A 19,986-nucleotide genomic window follows, 5' to 3' on the forward strand; every position below is an offset into this window, starting at 1 on the left:
TTCCAAATTAATTTGGAAGACTATTTTTTATAAATAATAGTATTAGCTATAGGACTTACGATTCACAACTTTACTTAGTTAAAACACAGTACCATGAAAAGAAAAATTTACAAATTATTATCAAGCGCAAAACAAGGTTTGTTTGCCCTTGCATTGACCGTGTTTTCGGGCATGGCATATTCACAAGCAACCTATACTTTTAATTACACAGGAAGTACACAAACTGTGGCTGTTCAGGCAGGTTCTTATTCAATACAGTGCTGGGGTGCAGATGGTGGTGATGGTGGTGATGGTTCTTCTGCTAATATAGGATCAGGCGGTAAAGGTGGCTATAGTTATGGCGTTTACACAGTAGCATCATCTACAATCCTATACATATATGTTGGAGAAAAAGGTCAATCGACAAATACTACAGGCGCGGCATTAGTTACAGCAGCGGGTGGTTGGAATGGTGGTGGTGGCGGTTTTAGTGGCTCTTCCAGTAGTAATTACAAAGGCGGCGGTGGCGGCGGAACAGATGTTAGAACTACTCAAAACACTATTTACTCAGATAGGGTAATTGTTGCCGGCGGCGGCGGCGGCGGTGGCGGTGGCGCTAGTGTTGGTTATCAAGGAATTGGAGGTAATGGTGGTGGTACATCCGGCCAAGATGGTGTATTGGGAAGTTCACAAACTGCTCACAACGGTTTAGGAGGAACGCAAAGTGCTGGGGGTGCAGGCGGAGTATACAGTTCCAGTACCGGATTTCCAGGTGTTTTTGGTCTTGGTGGGGATGGAGGAAGTGTATCAGGCAACAGTTATCCTGCTGGCGGTGGCGGTGGTGGCTGGTATGGCGGCGGCGGCGGAGCAACTCAAGGCGGCAGTGGCGCCGGTGGTTCAGGCTACATTGGTGGTTTAACGAGTGGTACAACAGCTGCATTTGGTCAGCCTGGTTTTGTTCCCAATCCCGATGTTACAGGAAACGGTAGAGTAATAATCACTCAGCTTTGTGATGTTAGTATAGAAGCTAGTTCTAATCCTGTTTGCGAAGGCACTAGTGTAACGTTAACTTGTACTGCGGTAACCACACTTTCTTGGAGTTCTACTGTTTCAACAGCTTCTACAATTGTTGTAACACCTACAAGTAATGCAACTTATTACGTTACGGGTATAGGTTCAAACAATAATTGTGTTGCCACTGCTGCAATCAATATTTCTTTAACACCATTGCCAGACATTTCTTCCATGGTTAATCCTCCTTTATTATGTGTTGGCAATTCAGCTACTTTAACGGCATCTGGAGCAAATACTTATACCTGGAGCAACTTAAGTTCAGGTATTACAACAGCTGTTAATCCCAGCGTTACAACTACCTATTCCGTATCAGGAACAAATGGTTTTGGATGTATCAATAATGCAGTAATCGGTGTTAATGTTAATACAAATGTTATTACCGCTTCCTCAAATACAACTATTTGCTCTGGCGAATCTGTTAATGTTATAGCGAATGGCGCTGTATCCTATACTTGGAGCAATGGAGCTGGTTTATCGGGCTTCATAGTTTCTCCAACCGTAAGTACTGTCTATTCGGTTTTAGGAACTGATGTTTTTAATTGTGCGCTTTCAAATTCAGTTTCTATTACGGTTAAAGCTTTACCAAACGTTTTTCCGTCTACTGATAAAGATATTATTTGTAAAAAAGAATCCGTGGTTCTTAGTGCAACAGGGGCAGATACCTATGCTTGGAGTAATCCAATAACAGGTTCCTCAACAGGAGCCTCGGTGACTCTAACATTAAGCATAGATATTCCCTATTTATTTACCGTTGTCGGTACCGGAACTAACGGTTGCAGCAGAACCGCTACCGTATCTGTGGATGTACAAAAATGTGCTGGTGTAAATGAATTGAGTGAACAAAATACTTTAGTGAGTGTTTATCCGAATCCAAATAATGGATTATTCACAGTGGAATCAAAACAAATAAGTTCTGGAACAATTGAAATAATGGATCTTTCAGGAAAAATTATTTTCACTGAAACTGTTAGAGGTAATACAACTCAAGTAAACATGGGTGATTATGCAGCTGGCATTTATTTTGTTAAGGTTAAAAATGAAACTTCTTTTGAAGTTATTAAACTAATAAAAAATCAATAATTGTTATCATAGAAACTTCTCCGGATAAAATCTGTGAGAAGTTTCTTTTAGTTCTTAAATCTCAAATCTTAAATCTTAGCACATGAAAATAAAAATTTACAAATTATTATTGGGTGCAAAACAGGGATTATTTGCCCTTGCTTTGCTTGTTTTTGGAGCGGGATATTCGCAAACAACATACACTTTCAATTACACAGGAAGTGCACAAACCATCACCCTTTCGGGAGGCTCAATTTTCGTACAAATGTGGGGTGCTGATGGAGGAAATAATCTTACAGCAGGTACGGGGGGTAAAGGCGGTTATTCTACAGGAACTGTCAATGTTGCCCCAGGCACTTATTATGTTTATGTTGGAGGCAAGGGCACAACGCTACAAGCAGCTTCTACTGCGGCTACAGGCGGCTTTAATGGCGGCGGCAATTCAGGGGCTTATTCTTCTACTGGTAATGCGTGTGGTTCCGGTGGTGGTGCATCGCATTTTGCGTCAGCAACAGGACTTTTGAATACTTTATCAGGAAATCAATCGGCTGTATCTATTGTAGCTGGCGGCGGCGGCGGCGGCGGAGCTAATCATGGAGGAACTAATACGCAAGATCTTGGAGCGAATGGTGGTGGATTAACTGGTGGAAATGGACTAACGGGCACTTATGGTGGATTTGGCGGCACTCAAGTTGCAGGTGGAAGCAACTCATCGGTTCCTCTTTATTCAGGCACGATGGCTGAAGGCGGTTCTTTTGGTAAAGGAGGTTCGGCCAATTTGGCACCCAGCGGATATGCTGCATACCCTAGTAATACCGGCGGCGGCGGTGGCGGCGGCTGGTATGGTGGCGCAGCGGCATTGTGGGAAGGTGGTGGCGGCGGTTCAGGATACGTTGGCGGTACAGTTAATGGTACAACCGCTGCAGTAGGTCAACCTGGTTTTGTTCCCAATCCCGATGTTTCAGGAAATGGTATGGTAATAATTACAAAGCTTTGCGATGTTACCATAGGAGCTAGTTCCAATCCTGTTTGTCAGGGCAGCAGTGTAACGTTAACTACTACTGCGATAACTACTCTTTCTTGGAGTGCTAGTGTTTCAACGGCTTCTTCAATTGTTGTAACACCAACAAGTAACACAACTTATTATGTTACAGGAATAGGTACAAACAACTGCGTTGCCACTGATGGAATCAATATTACAATGGTACCTTTACCAAACGTTTCTTCTATGGTTAATCCTCCTTTATTATGCGTTGGCAATACAGCTACTTTAACAGGACAAGGAGCTATCACTTATACCTGGAGCAATTCAACTACAGGCCTCACAACAGCTGTTAATCCTAACGTTACAACTAACTATACCGTATCGGGAACAAATGGTTTTGGATGTATCAATAATGCAGTAATCGGTGTTATTGTTAATACAAATGTTATTAGCGTATCAGCAAATACAACTATTTGTACTGGAAAGTCTGTTAATATTTCAGCGAGTGGTGCAGTAACCTATACTTGGAGTAATAATATTTCTTTATCAGGTTTATCGGTATCACCTACTTTAACTACAGTTTATTCTGTCATAGGAAGGGATGTTAATAACTGTCTACTTTCAAATTCTGTTTCAATAACGGTTAACGATTTACCAAACGTTTTTCTGTCTTCTGATAAAGATATTATTTGCAAAAAAGAATCCGTGGTTCTTAGTGCAACAGGAGCAAATACCTACGCTTGGAGTAATCCAATAACTGGTCCGCTGAATGGAGCATCACTAACACTAACTTTAAATATCGACCTTCCTTATTTATTTACCGTTGTTGGTACCGGAACTAACGGTTGCAGCAGAACTGCTACCGTATCTGTGGATGTACAAAAATGTGCTGGTGTAAATGAATTGAGTGAACAAAATACTTTTGTGAGTGTTTATCCGAATCCAAATAATGGATTATTCACAGTGGAATCAAAACAAATAAGTTCTGGAACAATTGAAATCATGGATCTTTCGGGAAAAATCATTTTCACCGAAACTATTAAAAGTAATGCTACTGAAGTAAATATGAGTGCTTTTGCAACTGGCATTTATTTTGTTAAGGTTAAAAATGAAACTTTTTCGGAAGTTACTAAACTAATAAAAAATCAATAATTGTTATCATAGAAACTTCTCCGGATAAAATCTGTGAGAAGTTTCTTTTTAGTTCTTAATCTTAAATCATAGCACATGAAAACAAAAATTTACAAATTAGTATCAAGCGCAAAACAAGGATTGTATGCCCTTACTTTGCTTGTGTCTGGAACGGCATACTCACAAAACACTTTTACCTTTACATACTCTGGAAACCAACAAACGATGGCCATTCCGGCAGGTCCTTATCAAATAGAGGTTTGGGGAGCTAGTGGAGGATTAGGAAATATTAACTCGGGATCGGTTCCGAACAGCCAAATCGCAGGCGGTGTTGGAGGATATTCTTCTGGCACTATTACTGTTAACGCTCCAACTACCTGGTATATCAATGTTGGTGGCAAGGGCTCAGATGGATTTCTGAATACGACTGCACCAGGCGGGTATAATGGTGGCGGTGATGGAAGCGTTAACTCTACACATAGAGGCGGTGGTGGTGGCGGAGCTACCCATGTTGCTAGTGCAACGGGTATCTTGAGTTCTTTATCTGGAAATCAGTCTGCGGTAGTAATTGTTGGTGGTGCTGGCGCTGGCGGCGGAAATCAGTCTATTGGTGGAGACGGAGGTGGTTTGAATGGAATTCAGCCTCCAAATACCACCCAATTTTCGAATAGAACAGCTGGTGCTGGCGGATCACAAAGCGCTGGCGGTGCGTGTTATTCTGGTGGTTCTGGTGCCGGTTTTGGGCAAGGAGGAACTTCAACGCAAAACCTTGCCGGAGGTGGCGGTGGCGGTTGGTACGGCGGTTGTACTGGCGAAAATAGTACCGGCGGCGGCGGCGGTTCCGGTTACATTGGCGGTGTGAGTAATGGTACAACAGCTGCATTTGGTCAGCCTGGTTTTGTTCCCAATCCCGATGTTTCAGGAAACGGTTTGGTAATAATCACCAAGCTTTGCGATGTTACCATTGGAGCTAGTTCCAATCCTGTTTGTCAGGGCAGTAGTGTAACATTAACCACCTCTGCGGTAACTACTCTTTCCTGGAGTGCCAGTGTTTCAACGGCTTCTTCAATTGTTGTAACACCAACAAGTAACACAACTTATTACGTTACAGGAATAGGTTCAAATAACAACTGTGTTACCACTGTTGCAATTAATCTTTCTATGACACCTTTACCAAACATTTCATCCATGGTTAATCCTCCTTTGTTATGTGTTGGCAATTCAGCTACTTTAACAGGACAAGGAGCAAATACTTATACCTGGAGCAACTTAACTTCAGGCCTCACAACAGCTGTTAGTCCTAGTGTTACAACTACCTACACCGCATCGGGAACAGATGGTTTTGGATGTGTTAATTCCAATACAGTGAGTGTGGTTGTAAATTCTAATTCAATAAGTGTTCCTGCCGCTACAACTATTTGTAGGGGTTCTTTGGTTAACCTCACCGCAAGTGGCGCTGTAAGCTATATTTGGAGTAATGGAATCCCACTATCTGGTATTCTTGTAAGTCCAACTGTAAGTACAGTTTATTCTGTTATTGGTATTGATGTAAACAACTGTTCTTTGAGTAATGCAGTTTCAATAACGGTTAACGATTTACCAAACGTTTTTCCGTCTACTGATAAAGATATTATTTGCAAAAAAGAATCCGTGGTTCTTAGTGCAACAGGAGCAAATACCTATGCTTGGAGTAATCCAATAACGGGTTCCTCAACAGGAGCCTCGGTGACTCTAACTTTGAATATTGATGTTCCTTATTTATTTACCGTTGTTGGTACTGGAAGTAATGGTTGCAGCAAAACTGCTACCGTATCTGTGGATGTACAAAAATGTGCTGGTGTAAATGAATTGAGTGAACAAAATACTTTTGTAAGTGTTTATCCGAATCCAAATAATGGATTATTCACAGTGGAATCAAAACAAATAAGTTCTGGAACAATTGAAATAATGGATCTTTCAGGAAAAATTATTTTCACTGAAACTGTTAGAGGTAATACAACTCAAGTAAACATGGGTGATTATGCAGCTGGCATTTATTTTGTTAAGGTTAAAAATGAAACTTCTTTTGAAGTTATTAAACTAATAAAAAATCAATAATTGTTATCATAGAAACTTCTCCGGATAAAATCTGTGAGAAGTTTCTTTTTAACTCTTAATCATAGATCTTATACCGATCATATAAAATAGATAATTCAATTAACTGTGCAACTATTTTATTCTATCGGCATAACCATTGTAATTTGTTATGTGAGTCCTTTGGACTACTTAACAAATACAATTGGTATAACTGTAGGATGGGGTGGCGGTGGCAAAGGCAGTTATTCACCTGAAGCGTTAACTTACTAACCCAGCCATAACGTAAACAAACGTTGGTTTTGTTAGATTCTTAAAGGTTTACTAAAATCAAGTGTTTTTTGAAGAGGACTTGCTAATTGACCTTTTGCAACCAAATAAGTACTTATTTAGATGAATGACTTTCTACAGGAAGAGGCACAAGTTTAATTCGGAAAATAAAAAAAATTATTCTCTCTCTCCAGTAAGCCAAAATTAACTGATACCAGCTTATTATTTTCAAAATAACAATCTAAGCCAGCCTCATCGAAACTGATGCGTTTTTCGCCCCACTTGTGCACTTCTGAGTCACTTAAACCATATCCGTGTTCTTTCATGAGCTCAATAATTTCTTTCTCTTTAAGGGAGAATATGCGTATGTCAAACAAAAGCGTGTCTTTATTGTCGATTTCTACGCTGCAAAAGGACTGATCAGTATTGGTATTAAAAAAAAGTGAATACCCTTCATTCCAGTAATGATACACTAGTGAGTTATTATTGAGAATATCATCGGTTAAATTTTGAATTTCCTCAGGTTGGCCAAAAACCTCTACAGCCGTATCTTTATTGCTCCCGAAGGGCAGTGTGCAAAAACTTTTTAATAGAATTATTTGCGGCTTTTCGAACATACAGGCTAAAATAGAAATTGTAGCATAGAAGAGGAAATATTTAATCGAAAAAAAAGTTGAAATTTATTTTGAAAGTGACCAAAAGACTACTATATTTGCAACCCGAATTAAAAGATATGTTTTTTAATTCGGCCCGCACACGAAATGTCTCTGAATAAGAGGCGGTTCCTGCGAGAAGTGATAATAAATCTTAAATGATTCCGTAGCTCAGCTGGTAGAGCATTACACTTTTAATGTAGGGGTCCTGGGTTCGAATCCCAGCGGGATCACAGAAAATACAAAATGTGCCAAGCTTTAGCTTGGCATTTTTGTTTTACGCGGAAGCGTCAAAAGCTTTGCTTTTGTAAGCGAAGGTGTAAAAACAAAAACGAGCCGCCTTAGCGGGGCGCATTTTGTATTATGACCTTTGACATGCCCATTGGGATCAGCGAAGCTAATCCAGCGGGATCACTGGTTGAAAAACCAAAGCACATCAAAAAGCCTTCAAACTCAATAGTTTGGAGGCTTTTGTGTTTTTAGGCTATTCTGTAAAGTAATACAGTTGAAATGGATAAGTTTCAAAAGTTGGAGAGTAGAAAAGATAATCTGAATTTAAAGATCATAAATTAACGCTCACTAAATGGAAGGGCGTTTGTTCTATTTATGACAGAACACAAGGTTTATATTCTTTATGCCACAAAAAAGATACTTGTATATTTCTTTGCAGCCCATAAAAAAATGTATAATGCTAAAAAAGGTGTTCTTCGTGTTCTTAACTCCATTCTTATTTACACTGTAAATCTTGCTGTTTTGTGGGTTGTATTAACTGTTTTAGGGGTTGTGACTCTTTTCACCCTTCACTAGTTACGTTGTTATTTGCTTTGTGATAAGTAGGATTTAGTTCAGATTTATCAAGATGGTTTTTTACAGCAATCGTCTAGTTTAGCAACCGCTTCCGGATCTGCTTTCACCTCATCTGCGTCAAAACCCAATTTTGAAATTTTTGTACGAACTTGCTCCAAGGTTATTTTACGTTCATCATAAGTAACCGTAATAATATTTGCTTTTGAATCAACACTGGTGTTTTTAATTCCTTTTTCATTGTATAATTCTTTAAGTATACTTCCTCCACAACTTTCACAAATTTTGCAATGGTCACAATAGATAGTGGTTTTAATAACAGCCGTTTTAACTGGCTTTGTTTTTTGAGCAACTACTGAACCTACAAACAAAAGTGTCAATATAAGTGTAGTACTTATGCGTGAAAAATACTTCTTCATGATTTTTAATTCTTTTAAGCGCAAATTTACAAATTTTACTGCTTTAGTCTTGCAAAATCCGACGCGTAGATATACTATAAGGGCTAATAAACTTCTTTTCTGATGGTAGCATAACAAAGCAGTTTGTGTTTTCAAGACTTAAGAAATAGTTAGAGAGCAAATAACACTGTTGATTATAAAGAGTCCCCATTAAAAAAGCCTTGAACAATATATCCAAGGCTTGAGTTTGATAAATTTTTCTATTTATTACGTGCTGATTAAAATTCGAATTTATATCCAACACCCTTTACAGTTTTAAAATAATCATCGCCAATTTTTTCACGCAGTTTACGAATGTGCACATCAATCGTGCGATCTCCAACTACCACTTCATCTCCCCACACTTGATCAAGAATATATTCGCGGGTAAAAACCTTTCCAGGTTTACTGCTCAATAAAGCGAAGAGTTTGAATTCCTTTTTTGGAAGCGCAATTTCTACTTCATTTTTAAATACAGAATGTTTTTCCTTGTCAATACGCACATCACCAAACTCTGCATTTGACTCAACGGCTGCTGCCGCTTGCAATCTTCTTAATAAAGCTTTTACGCGACTAATAAAAACACGTGGTTTAATTGGCTTGGTAATGTAATCATCTGCACCCACTTCAAACCCTGCAATTTGTGTATAATCTTCGCTACGTGCCGTAAGAAAAGCTATGATAACATCTTGTAAACCTTTTTGTTCACGAATTTCCCGACAGGTTTCAATCCCATCCATATCGGGCATCATAACGTCAAGTATAATTAAATGCGGAATTTCTTTTTTAGCAATCTCAATGGCGTCTTTACCATTATTTGCGGTTAAAATCTCGTAACCCTCTTTTTTCAAATTGTAGCCTAAAAACTCAACAATATCCGGCTCATCATCTACTAAAAGTATTTTAAACGCTGAATTACTCATAATACAAATTTATGTTACAAAATTAACAAAAACGCAAACGGTCTAAAGTTAACTTATTATTAAGTTATTCCACTAAAACAACAATTAAGTTAAACTTTTGGTAACATGAACTTTAAGTACGAATAATTTAGGATTGCGTTTTTTGCAGCATAAAATTAATAGCATGCAAAAGTATTTTACAATTCTCTTTTTATTTTTTACAACTCTTTTACTGAGTCAAACAGGCAGAATTTCAGGAACGATTTTAGATTCTAAAACCGGTGAATCTCTACCAGGTGCAACCATTTTAATTGAGGGAAGTACGCGTGGTGCTTCAGCTGACTTTGATGGGAATTTTTCAATTAACAACGTGCCCGCTGGTAAGGTAAACTTAGTCATTGCTTATATATCTTACACAAGTAAAAAAATAGAAGGTGTTATTGTAGTCGCAAATGACGCGACAAGCGTAAATATTCAATTAGAGCCTTCAACCTCTCAAGATTTAATGGAAGTGGAAGTTGTGGTGACATTAAACAAAGAGAATAATACTGCTTTAGTACTGCAACAAAAAAATAACGCTAGTGTAAGCGATGGTATAAGTGCAGAAACAATTAGAAGAACACCAGATAAAAACACCAGTGATGTATTGAAACGTGTGAGCGGCGCTAGTATTCAGGATAATAAATTTGCGGTTATACGTGGTTTAAATGAGCGTTATAATGCCGCTTATTTAAATGGGGCGCCGTTGCCAAGTTCTGAAAGTGATAGAAAAGCATTTGCCTTTGATATTTTTCCAAGTAATATGCTTGATAATTTAGTTATTACTAAAACGGCGCGACCAGATATGCCTGGTGAGTTTGCTGGCGGTATTATTGACGTGAGTACAAAAAGCATTCCTGAAAAAAACTTCGTTTCACTTTCTTTGAGCAGTGGATATAACACGCAAACGACCTTTAAACAACAGTATTATTATAAAGGCGGAAAAACAGATTGGTTAGGTTATGATGATGGAACGCGTAAAATGCCGGATGTTATTCCTTCGATAAAAGATTATCCAGACGTGGATAAAAAGGCGCAAGCAAAGCTTGCACAAGATGTAAATACAGGTGATTGGGGTACGTATAACAAAAAATTTTCGCCCAATAGCGCCCTTCAATTGGCTGCTGGTTACAATATTAAATACAAAGAGCGTGATTTTCTTGGAGTGCTGGCATCGCTGAGCTACAATAAAACGAACAGTTTTACAAAAGCGGTTAGGAATTCCATTTCCGATAACAACGATGTTAATCGCCCTTCTCAATTGGATGCTGTCTTTAATGATGACACGTACTCTGAAAGTGTTTTAATAGGGGCGCTTTTGAATCTAACTTGCAAACTAAATTCAAATAACACCATAAGCTCCAAAAATTTATATAGTCTTAATTCTGAAGACAGAACCATTATTAGGTCAGGGGAAGGCAGTCTTCACGAACCAGAAAACGCAACGCTTTCTAAAACAAATGGATTTTGGTATACCTCGAATAAAATTGCGTCGTCACAATTGATTGGCGATCATTATTTAAAGGCACTTAAAGTTAAAATTGCCTGGGTTGGTTCTTATAGTGATGTAAAAAGGGAAGTGCCTGCTTTAAGACGTAATACATACAGCAGACTTAAAAACTCAACTAATCCTGATGACACCGTTTATAAAGCTTCTATATCCCCTAGCAGTGTTGGTAGTGATTATGGTGGATACATGTTTTGGTCGAACCTAAACGAAAGTAACAAGAGTATAAAGGCCGATATTACACGATCTTTTAAAATATCCCCAAAAATAAACATAGAAGTTAAAGGTGGTGGATTTGGACAAGCGCGAAGCCGTGATTTTACAGCGCGTCAATTTGGCTACACTAAATATGAAGCAGCAGGGGTGGTTTTCACGCAAAGTCTAGTTGCCTTGGGTGATGGAGAAATTTTTAACAATCAAAACATGGGATTGATTGCTCCTGGCTCTGGAGGCTTTAAACTAAACGAAGGAACTAAACCAAGAGATTCTTATTTGGCGAGCTCAAAATTAAACGCAGGTTACCTCATGGCTGATTTTAAGTATAATCAATGGTTTAGAGCTATTTTTGGAGCCAGAATCGAGTCTTATCATCAAACACTTGTGTATAAGGATGAACGTTATAAATTTAACGGTTTGGAAATAACAAAAGACACCACTGTTGTTGACATGCTTCCATCAGCGAATTTTATATTTTCATTAAACAGCAAACAGAACATTCGTGTAGGCTATTCTCAAACGCTGAACAGACCAGAATTTAGAGAACTTGCTCCTTTTGCCTTTTACGATTTTACAACTTTGTTTTTAACAACCGGTAACGACACTTTAAAAAGAGCCTTGATTAAAAATTACGATCTCCGTTACGAAATTTACCCGGGCAGTGGTCAATTATTTTCTACTTCGGTTTTCTACAAACATTTTGATAGTCCTATTGAACAGGTTGCCAGTGTTAACAAAGATGAAATTACTTACATCAATGCACCAGAAGCCAAGTGTTATGGTTTTGAGTTGGAATACCGCATAATTCTTGGCACATTCATGAAAAATGATTCGTCTGCTGTTGGAAAAATACTAAATAATACTACTTTATTCTCCAATTTTGCTTACATAAAATCATCTGTAGATGTTTCCACGCAAAGTTCGATACGCCCAGGTTATCCAGGAACAAGAGCCTTACAAGGGCAATCTCCTTATTTATTTAATGCTGGCTTAATGTATGTTGATAATGATAAGGGTTATAGTTTGAGCGCAATTGTAAACCGTGTAGGGCAACGTATAAATGTGGTTGGAAATTATGAAGCGCAGTTGGATATTTGGGAAAGCGGCAGAACCGCGTTAGATTTACAAGTTTCTAAAAGTTTTTTCAAAAACAAATTAGAAGTGAGAATAACTGCTCGTGATGTTCTGGCTAAATGGCAACTACAATACTATTATAATAAAAAAGACCCTAACGCTAATTCTAGTTTAGATAAAAACAAAGACGATATTATTAGAACCATTCGGTATGGAACTACATATAGCTTTCAGCTAACCTACAAGTTCTAGTAAAATAAAGTCTCACTATCATTCAGTGTGACTTTATTTTTTAATCTCAATGAATTAACAATTCTATCAAAACCGCCGTGTTTTGTTAAATTTTATAGCTATTTCTTTTCGCAGCCCTTAAGCGGCGTTTCTCGTGATATCATAGGTTCTGATTCAATCATTGTCTCTGTGTGTTAATTCTTCCCACGGTGCATCGTAACCTTTACATAACGCAGAGGTAATTGTTATTTAATTTTTGTTTAACGCCTAGAACACCTTAGCGCACCAACTTTGCAGTAGAAAATTAAATCAATTAAAATTAAATCAAATGAAAAAAAGTTTATTTACCGCGGTTGCCGCAATAACTTTAGCAAGTTCTTTTGCGCAAAACCTATTTCTTGAAAAAACATGTTACCGCGGAGCATTTGCTCCAGCGCCAACTGCAATGTGGACAGACGGCTGGGCCGAATGGGATCCTCAAAATAAAGTGTATCCTGCTCCAACCGTTACTGTTAATGCAAATATCACAACCAATACAACATGGACTGCAGGTCAAACCTATTTGTTACAAGGCCCTATTTATGTAACTGGTAATTCTATATTAACTATTCCTGCTGGTGTTGTTGTTAAAGGACAAAGCGGTGCTGGTGGATCTGGTTTATTTATTACTAAAGGATCTAAACTAATTGCTGTTGGTACCGCAACAAGTCCAATTGTTTTTACTTCAGACCAACCTATTGGTAGCAGAGCTCCTGGTGATTGGGGGGGCATTATCCTTATGGGTAAGGGCGCTATTAATAGCCCTAATGGCATCAACAACATCGAAGGAATTGCTGCATCCTCTTTAACAGAATATGGTGGAGGTACTAGTCCTGATGACAATGATAATTCAGGTGACTTACAATATGTGCGTATTGAATTTGGTGGATATATTTATGCGCCAGATAAGGAGATTAACGGTTTAACCATTGGTGGTGTTGGTCGTGGTACAACAATTGATCACGTACAATGTTCATTTACAAACGACGATTCTTTTGAGTGGTTTGGTGGTGCAGTTAATTGCAAGCATTTAATCGCTTACCGTGGTGTAGATGATGATTTTGATACTGACTTTGGTTTCAGAGGAACCGTTCAATTTTGTTTAGGTGTTCGTGACCCGAACCTAGCCGACCCAACTTACGCAAATACCTCAGGAGCTTCTACTTCAGAAGGTTTTGAATCTGATAATGATGGTAGCGGTTCTACAGCTACTCCACAAACAGGTGCTATTTTCTCAAATGTAACTGATATTGGTCCATTAAGAGGTGTTCTCACAGCAACTTGTCATCCAGGTTTCCGTCGTGGGGCTCGTATCCGTAGAAATTCAGCTTTAAAAATTGTTAACTCTATACTTATGGACCACAAAACACGTGGTGTATATATTGATGGCGCTTTGAGCGAAGGAAACGCTACTTCAGGTTCTTTAGTATTTAAAAACAATATCCTTGCTGGTTACGGTCAACGCGCTACAGAAGTTGGAAGTGGTAGTACTTTTAACGCTAACTCATGGGTAGCTGCAAATGCAAATGATACATTACTTTCTAGTTTAAATATTCTAGCAAATCCATATAGCTGGACAGCTCCAGATTTTCGTCCGACTGCTGGTTCAATTGCTTTATCTAATGCAAGTTTTACTGACGCTGCAATTGCTGCTGCAACCAAGCCTTACACGTCAACTGTTGTTGCAACTATACCACAAGTAGTATGTATCGGTAACGGTGTTACTGTTATCCCTGCTAATTTTGTTGCAAGTACAACACTTGAACCAATATATTGTTCTCTTTCTTGGAGCGTTTCTCCTGGTGTTACTATTTCAAGTTCTACTGCGATCAATCCTTCATTTACAATCTCTACTGTTGGTACTTTCAGCGTTTATTTAATTGTAGCTGATGCAAATGGAAATCAAACATCAATGACTTCGATTACAACAAATACTTGTTCAGACGTTTCTGTTAAAGAAATTGCTAACAGAATTGGCGCAGTGAGTTTATATCCAAATCCAACTAAAGATGCAGCAACTTTGCTAGTGAATACACAAAACGCCGCTTCATTAAATGTAAATGTTTATGATATCACTGGTAAGTTAGTTTTAAGTCCAGTGCAAAATACAACACTTAACACTGGTGAAAATAAATTTGCACTTGATACGCAAAATTTACAAAACGGTATTTACTTTGTAACATTAACTAGCTCTAAGGGTAAAGAAACTGTTAAATTAGTAGTGAATAAATAAATTTAATTAACTTTTCTTAAAAACGCCTGCTACATTAGCAGGCGTTTTTAGTTTATGACAGAAAAGAAAATCAATTTTGCCTTGGGTAGAATTAAGGCTTGTAAAACCAATAAGTGCCCTCTGGAAGCACTTATTAGAAGCTATCATTTAAATATAGATTTACTTAAGTTTATTTTTGTTCGCGCGGTACCTGGCTACGAATTAGAGAATAAGAAAGTTAAAGTGATAGTTGCAGAGTTTTTAAAAGAACTCGATAACAATATGGCCTTAAAAACCTTCATAAATAAACGCTCAATTAAATCATTAAAACCCTGGCTTTCAAAAATGGATCTTTTTTTTAAAAGCCTTAAACTCGGACAACAAAAAAACATAGCTTCTTTGCAAGATGAAACCGAGAAAATATTCGGCATCCTTAAAATTTCTACAAACAAATTATTTGTAAAAAAGTAGCCCGTAAGCCTTTTCTGCTCTGATTAATCTTTTATTGTTTGAAGAGAGAAAACGGATAAAGCTTTGTTAAAAACACGCATCATTTAATATTAAGTTAACATTGACTTGGTGAAGGCTTAAACTTAAAAGTTAAACTTTACTTTCTAAATGAGCGCGAACCCTTCTTCCATAATTTTTGTAGATAACTCCATTAACGGGATTTTTAAAACCTTGGAAGTTCTTAAACAGAATTATAAAAACATTTCCATATTTAATCAGGAAAAAGATTTTTTAGAGTTTATGGAAACAAATCAGGCTGATGTTATTTTTTTAAACCTCGATTTACACCCCAACGATGCCGTAGTTCTTTGTAAAGAAATTAGACAACATAAGTTTGAATTTAATCCCTTTATTATTATTTATACCGATAAACAGGATGATTTTGTGCAAGAGCTCGCATTTAATTCAGGCGTTGATTCTTTTATCAATTTCCATAACAAACCGTCAGTAATAGAATTGTTTCTCAAAAATTTATTGCGTCGTCGCGTTAAAGTTAAAAGTGATCATAAACGAGAGGTAATCATAGATACTGAACAACATCTTGTTTTTAAAAATGGTGTAGCGTTTCAATTACCGCGAAAAGAATTTAAGTTATTCGAATTGCTTTATAATAATTCAGAAAAGTTTTTTAGTAAAACAGAAATTGCATCCAACATTTGGAATGATGAAGCCATCGCGAATAAACGTACCATAGATGTGCACATTTATAACATCCGTCAGTTTTTTGGTAAACGCATTATTCAATCACAAAAAGGGCGAGGGTATCGAATTAATAAGAAGTTAATTAGTTAGTTTCGCCATTTAATTTTATTCCAATTCCTAAACGAAAGAAAAGATATTGTGTTGGCCAAAACATGGTGTGATCGTAACTAATATTCATACCCGCTTGCATATTGAGATAAAAGCGATTCGTAAAAAAATCACGCACAAAAAGGCATGGTTCAAAGGACATGTTTTTTTCCAGCCCATTAAAATCATTTGCTTGCTGAGTACTGTTTCTTAAAGTAGTGTATTGATCCCAGTAATAATTTCCTTTTAAAGAGATACCTGCGTACCAACCTGGATCTGTGGCGTCATCAGTAATTGCAATAAAAGATTGAATCATTAATTTTTGAAAACTTCCATTTGTAAGGATAGAATAGGTGGTAGAATCATTGAACTGATTATAGTTCCAATTATAAGAACCCAGACCATAACCAGCATTAAACCCGTAGATTAATTTACGGCAAGATCCGTAGGTGCCTATACCTAACTCCGCATTTCTTTGATGAAAACCTGCATTTTTTGTTAAAACCAAGGCTTGCACATTTCCCAAAATCGTAAGGTGATTGAGCGGGGCATAAGCGGCGCTCACGCTAGCCGGCCCGTAACCAAAGGAGGCTTCCCCCTCAAATTGATTTTTTTTAGTAATCGTAGGTGTAAAATGGGGAGATGGCGTGTGAAGTGAAGCACAGGAGAACAAGATAAAAAAGGGTAGTATGGTAAAGTACTTTATCATTGGTCTTAATCATTTATTGCAGTGCCGCCTAACGGCGCGTTTGTACCTATTCAACGCAGAGATGGAGGTACTGAGACACGGAGGTTTCTTTCTTTACTCTGTGGCTCTGAGACTCATCATCTCTGTGTTAAAAAATAAGGTCATCTTAAAGTAACAGTAAGATAAGGATTTTATTGTCTAAATATTTTATTTATGGCTCAAAATAATTTTAGAGATGGTGCTGCTGCCAGAAGAATTTGTTTTTAGAAAATAAATTCCACTCTCGAAATCCGAAAGATTGAGCAACTTTGTTGTTTCGATACCTTGGGAATTATATTCCAAAAGTTTCGTTCCGGTTAAAGAAATTATTTCTAGCGAATTAAAAGGTTCGCTAAATGTAATTGCAATAGTTCCATCTCTACTTGGATTTGGAAATGTTTGTGGTTTATTAAAAGAATTTGAAGTTCTATCAATTGGCACATTTAATAATATCAAACTATCCAGCACCGAGCCATCAAATGAAACATTATCAATACTAAAACTGCCGCCGCTAGATTCTGCATTCCAAGCAAAAAAACGAAAAGTAATAGGTTGTGTTAGAGTTTTAAACTGATTCCCAAAGGTTATTGTGCTGCCTTTTTGATCGTTTGAAGTAGACACTGAGTCGTAATTCCAAAAAAACACGTCGCCGGGAATAACCGATAGTTTAGTGGCAGTACCCGTGCTTGCCGCTAAATTATTGGTGTAGCCATCTAAATTAGATCGCACGCAATAATGTCGTATGCCTGTTCCTGAACGTCGCATCGAAAAACTTAAGGTATTCAAACTCAAAGTATATCCAGGATTTATCGCGATTGAAACTTCAAAATAAACGGTTGGAGAAAGTGCGCCAGTAAAATTTGAATAATCATCTGTGCCATCTACCCCGCCTATTGGCCACTTGGTAAAGGAAAATCTCCCCGTAGCACTTGGGTTTGCAGATGCCCCCGTTGAAGAAAAAGAATTAAAAACAAGGCCAGTTACAGTGGGTGTTGTGCTGGGATCAACGGTACCAGTGGTCGTGCTTACTTCCGGAAATCCATAAGTCACCACAAATTTTTGAGCCGACATAAAAAAATTAAAGAATGTTAAGCAGATAATGGGTAGATTTTTTATCATAACAATAAGTTTTTAAATTTATACAAAATAATAACTCTAGTAAAGCCACACTAACATGTTTAACAAAGCTCTTTTACTTTCTATCTTTTCACTTGCATTTACAATTTTACCCGCTCAAAATGAAGACGGTCTGGTTACTTGGTTGAGTTTAAAAGAGGCTCAGGAAAAAAATAAGGAAATAAAAAAACCATTTTTAATTGACATTTATACGGATTGGTGCGGCTGGTGCAAACACATGATGAAAACTACTTATTCTAATCCTGGATTGGCGAGTTACATCAATACCCATTTTTATCCTGTAAAATTTAACGCAGAGACCAAAGATACTATTGAGTATAATGGTAAAATCTACAAACCTCTATCTGACCAACCCAAAACGCCTCATGAACTTGCTGTAAAATTTATGGGTGATAGATTAAGTTACCCATCTACTATGTTTGTTACCAATAATTTTGAATACAATCTTTTAACACAAGGTTATTTGGAGGATAAAAAAATAGAACCTCTTTTAATTTTTATAGTAGAAAATGCCTGGCAGACGTCGGTTTATGAGGAATTTCAAAAGCACTTTAATAATACCTTTATTGATACCAATTTCGCTAAAACTCCTGTGAAACACTATTCTTTTCAAGAAGTAGAAAAACTGCAAAAGAAAAAACCTAAAAAAGTACTGGTAACATTTAGTGCTGACTTTTGTAATACCTGCAAGGTTATGAATGCCACTACATTTATTGATACCAGTATTGCTTCGTACATTAATAAAAATTATTACCTCGTCAACCTTAACGTAACCTCAACGGATACTATTGTTTTTAAAAACGAAAAGTACTATAACACGCTGGTCAACAATTTTCCGCTGCACACCCTAAGTTTAAAAGTTACGGGTAATCGACTTGTTTTTCCTTCCCTTTGTCTTTTAGATGAGCAATTAAATACGATTGATGTTTTAAATTATTATCAGTCGCCCGAACATATAAAACCAATTTTAAAGTATATTGCGAGCGATAGTTACAAAACAAAAAATTTTAACGATTACATGCAGGAGTACTTAAATCCTAAACCGGTAAAAACAGGTAAAAAATGAAGCCCACAACCATACACCATCTCAATACGGGTTTAATTATCTTTTCATGTATTGTTTCTTTTTTTATACCCTTTGAGCTTTTTCTTTTTTCGTATGGTATACTTGGGCCCTTGCATTATCTTACCGAGATTGGTTGGCTTCACAAAAAAAATTATTTTACAAAAGGTAAATACGATTTTCTTTTTCTAGTTGCTGCCTGCGTTGTATTGGTTTACTGGAATTACAATCCGCCTAAAAAATTCGGATTAACAGCTGATATTATTTTTTTTAGTTTATTGTCTTGCATTGCTTTTGTGTTTATAAAGGATTGGCTTTATCGTTTAGTGGTAATTGCTTTAGCACTAGTTTTCGTTGGTTTTTTAAATAATTCACCGCAATTTTTTACCTGGGTAGCCATTTTTCTACCAACAATTATTCATGTATTTATTTTTACCTGGGCCTTTATGTTATTTGGTGTTATTAAAGAAAAATCAGGCGCTGGAATTATTTCTATCATCGTTTTAATTGTCTGTTCAATACTTATCATAGTAATACAACCAACAAGTCTTTATTATACTGTAAGTGATTACGCCCAAAAAAGTTACCAAAGGTTTGGCGATCTTAATTTTAATTTGATTAATTATTTTAACATGGATAAGTTAACCGACATAAAACAAATTTTTACAACCAATGCGGGCTTTGTCATCATGCGATTTATCGCATTTGCTTATACATATCACTACTTAAATTGGTTTTCGAAAACATCGGTTATCAAGTGGCACCAAGTTCCGAAGAAAGTGCTTTTTGGAACATTTACACTTTGGTTAATTTCTATTTCACTTTACATCTACGATTACAATTTAGGCTTGCAGGTACTATTCTTTCTCAGTTTCTTACATGTGTTTTTAGAATTTCCTCTAAATATTGTTTCGTTTACAGGCATTGGCAAAGCCGCTTTAGCAATTGGTAAGCGTTAAGCAGCTTAGAAAATGATTGGAATTATTAGAATTCTTAACAATGCTTTATTGGTAAAACCCTATCATTCCCTTTGATGCTACGTATATTTTCGCTAACTTTATATTTCACGAACATA

General features: G+C 37.1%; 16 protein-coding genes and 1 tRNA gene. 12 read left to right on the top strand and 5 right to left on the bottom strand.

Annotated features, from left to right (window positions below; genetic code table 11):
- Positions 1-93: 93 nt before the first annotated feature.
- From P2086_RS05280 to P2086_RS05295, 4 genes are all read left to right on the top strand, one after another.
- Positions 94-2,133, top strand: coding sequence for a T9SS type A sorting domain-containing protein (locus P2086_RS05280; RefSeq protein ID WP_317899395.1), 2,040 nt, complete (start codon positions 94-96; stop codon positions 2,131-2,133).
- 82 nt (positions 2,134-2,215) lie between these two features.
- Positions 2,216-4,249, top strand: a complete 2,034-nt coding sequence (locus P2086_RS05285; protein ID WP_317899396.1) for a T9SS type A sorting domain-containing protein — start codon at positions 2,216-2,218, stop codon at positions 4,247-4,249.
- A gap of 75 nt (positions 4,250-4,324) precedes the next feature.
- The gene (locus tag P2086_RS05290; protein ID WP_317899397.1) at positions 4,325-6,325 is read left to right on the top strand and encodes a glycine-rich protein; all 2,001 of its coding nucleotides are present in this window, start codon (positions 4,325-4,327) and stop codon (positions 6,323-6,325) included.
- A gap of 105 nt (positions 6,326-6,430) precedes the next feature.
- Positions 6,431-6,574: a hypothetical protein gene (locus P2086_RS05295; protein ID WP_317899398.1), complete on the top strand. Its 144-nt coding sequence runs from the start codon at positions 6,431-6,433 to the stop codon at positions 6,572-6,574.
- Between the two features lie 152 nt (positions 6,575-6,726).
- Here the strand turns inward: P2086_RS05295 and P2086_RS05300 are convergent, their stop codons facing one another.
- Complete coding sequence (locus P2086_RS05300) at positions 6,727-7,188, bottom strand: hypothetical protein (RefSeq protein WP_317899399.1); 462 nt, start codon at positions 7,186-7,188, stop codon at positions 6,727-6,729.
- A 196-nt stretch (positions 7,189-7,384) separates the two neighbouring features.
- Between P2086_RS05300 and P2086_RS05305 the strand changes: the two genes are divergently transcribed.
- Positions 7,385-7,457 (top strand) — tRNA-Lys (locus P2086_RS05305).
- Positions 7,458-7,830: 373 nt separating this feature from the next.
- Entirely contained in the window at positions 7,831-8,031 is a 201-nt protein-coding gene (locus tag P2086_RS05310) for a hypothetical protein (RefSeq protein WP_317899400.1), read from the top strand.
- A gap of 47 nt (positions 8,032-8,078) precedes the next feature.
- Here the strand turns inward: P2086_RS05310 and P2086_RS05315 are convergent, their stop codons facing one another.
- Positions 8,079-8,447 carry a heavy-metal-associated domain-containing protein gene (locus P2086_RS05315; protein ID WP_317899401.1) on the bottom strand — a complete coding sequence of 123 codons (369 nt, stop codon included), beginning with the start codon at positions 8,445-8,447 and terminating at the stop codon, positions 8,079-8,081.
- 257 nt (positions 8,448-8,704) lie between these two features.
- Entirely contained in the window at positions 8,705-9,388 is a 684-nt protein-coding gene (locus tag P2086_RS05320) for a response regulator transcription factor (protein WP_317899402.1), read from the bottom strand.
- 163 nt (positions 9,389-9,551) lie between these two features.
- Between P2086_RS05320 and P2086_RS05325 the strand changes: the two genes are divergently transcribed.
- The 4 genes from P2086_RS05325 (at position 9,552) to P2086_RS05340 (ending at position 15,987) form a co-directional block, all read left to right on the top strand.
- Complete coding sequence (locus P2086_RS05325; RefSeq protein WP_317899403.1) at positions 9,552-12,455, top strand: TonB-dependent receptor; 2,904 nt, start codon at positions 9,552-9,554, stop codon at positions 12,453-12,455.
- A gap of 307 nt (positions 12,456-12,762) precedes the next feature.
- Positions 12,763-14,706, top strand: a complete 1,944-nt coding sequence (locus P2086_RS05330) for a T9SS type A sorting domain-containing protein (RefSeq protein ID WP_317899404.1) — start codon at positions 12,763-12,765, stop codon at positions 14,704-14,706.
- Between the two features lie 54 nt (positions 14,707-14,760).
- A complete protein-coding gene (locus P2086_RS05335) occupies positions 14,761-15,156 on the top strand; it encodes a hypothetical protein (RefSeq protein WP_317899405.1) in 396 nt (131 codons plus the stop codon).
- 147 nt (positions 15,157-15,303) lie between these two features.
- Positions 15,304-15,987: a response regulator transcription factor gene (locus P2086_RS05340; RefSeq protein ID WP_317899406.1), complete on the top strand. Its 684-nt coding sequence runs from the start codon at positions 15,304-15,306 to the stop codon at positions 15,985-15,987.
- On the opposite strand, the gene P2086_RS05345 is transcribed toward P2086_RS05340, so the two are convergent.
- Positions 15,980-16,693, bottom strand: coding sequence for a hypothetical protein (locus P2086_RS05345; protein ID WP_317899407.1), 714 nt, complete (start codon positions 16,691-16,693; stop codon positions 15,980-15,982). The two genes, P2086_RS05340 and P2086_RS05345, sit on opposite strands and share 8 nt — an antisense overlap.
- A 186-nt stretch (positions 16,694-16,879) precedes the next feature.
- On the bottom strand, positions 16,880-17,830 hold the full coding sequence (locus tag P2086_RS05350) for a T9SS type A sorting domain-containing protein (protein ID WP_317899408.1): 951 nt from the start codon (positions 17,828-17,830) through the stop codon (positions 16,880-16,882).
- Between the two features lie 55 nt (positions 17,831-17,885).
- Between P2086_RS05350 and P2086_RS05355 the strand changes: the two genes are divergently transcribed.
- Together P2086_RS05355 and P2086_RS05360 are read left to right on the top strand one after the other, a co-directional pair.
- On the top strand, positions 17,886-18,914 hold the full coding sequence (locus tag P2086_RS05355) for a DUF255 domain-containing protein (protein WP_317899409.1): 1,029 nt from the start codon (positions 17,886-17,888) through the stop codon (positions 18,912-18,914).
- On the top strand, positions 18,911-19,870 hold the full coding sequence (locus P2086_RS05360; protein ID WP_317899410.1) for a hypothetical protein: 960 nt from the start codon (positions 18,911-18,913) through the stop codon (positions 19,868-19,870). The genes P2086_RS05355 and P2086_RS05360 overlap by 4 nt, the downstream gene beginning before the upstream one ends.
- Positions 19,871-19,986 lie beyond the last annotated feature (116 nt).

It is taken from the genome of Aurantibacillus circumpalustris (genome assembly GCF_029625215.1).
GTDB lineage: Bacteria > Bacteroidota > Bacteroidia > B-17B0 > Aurantibacillaceae > Aurantibacillus > Aurantibacillus circumpalustris.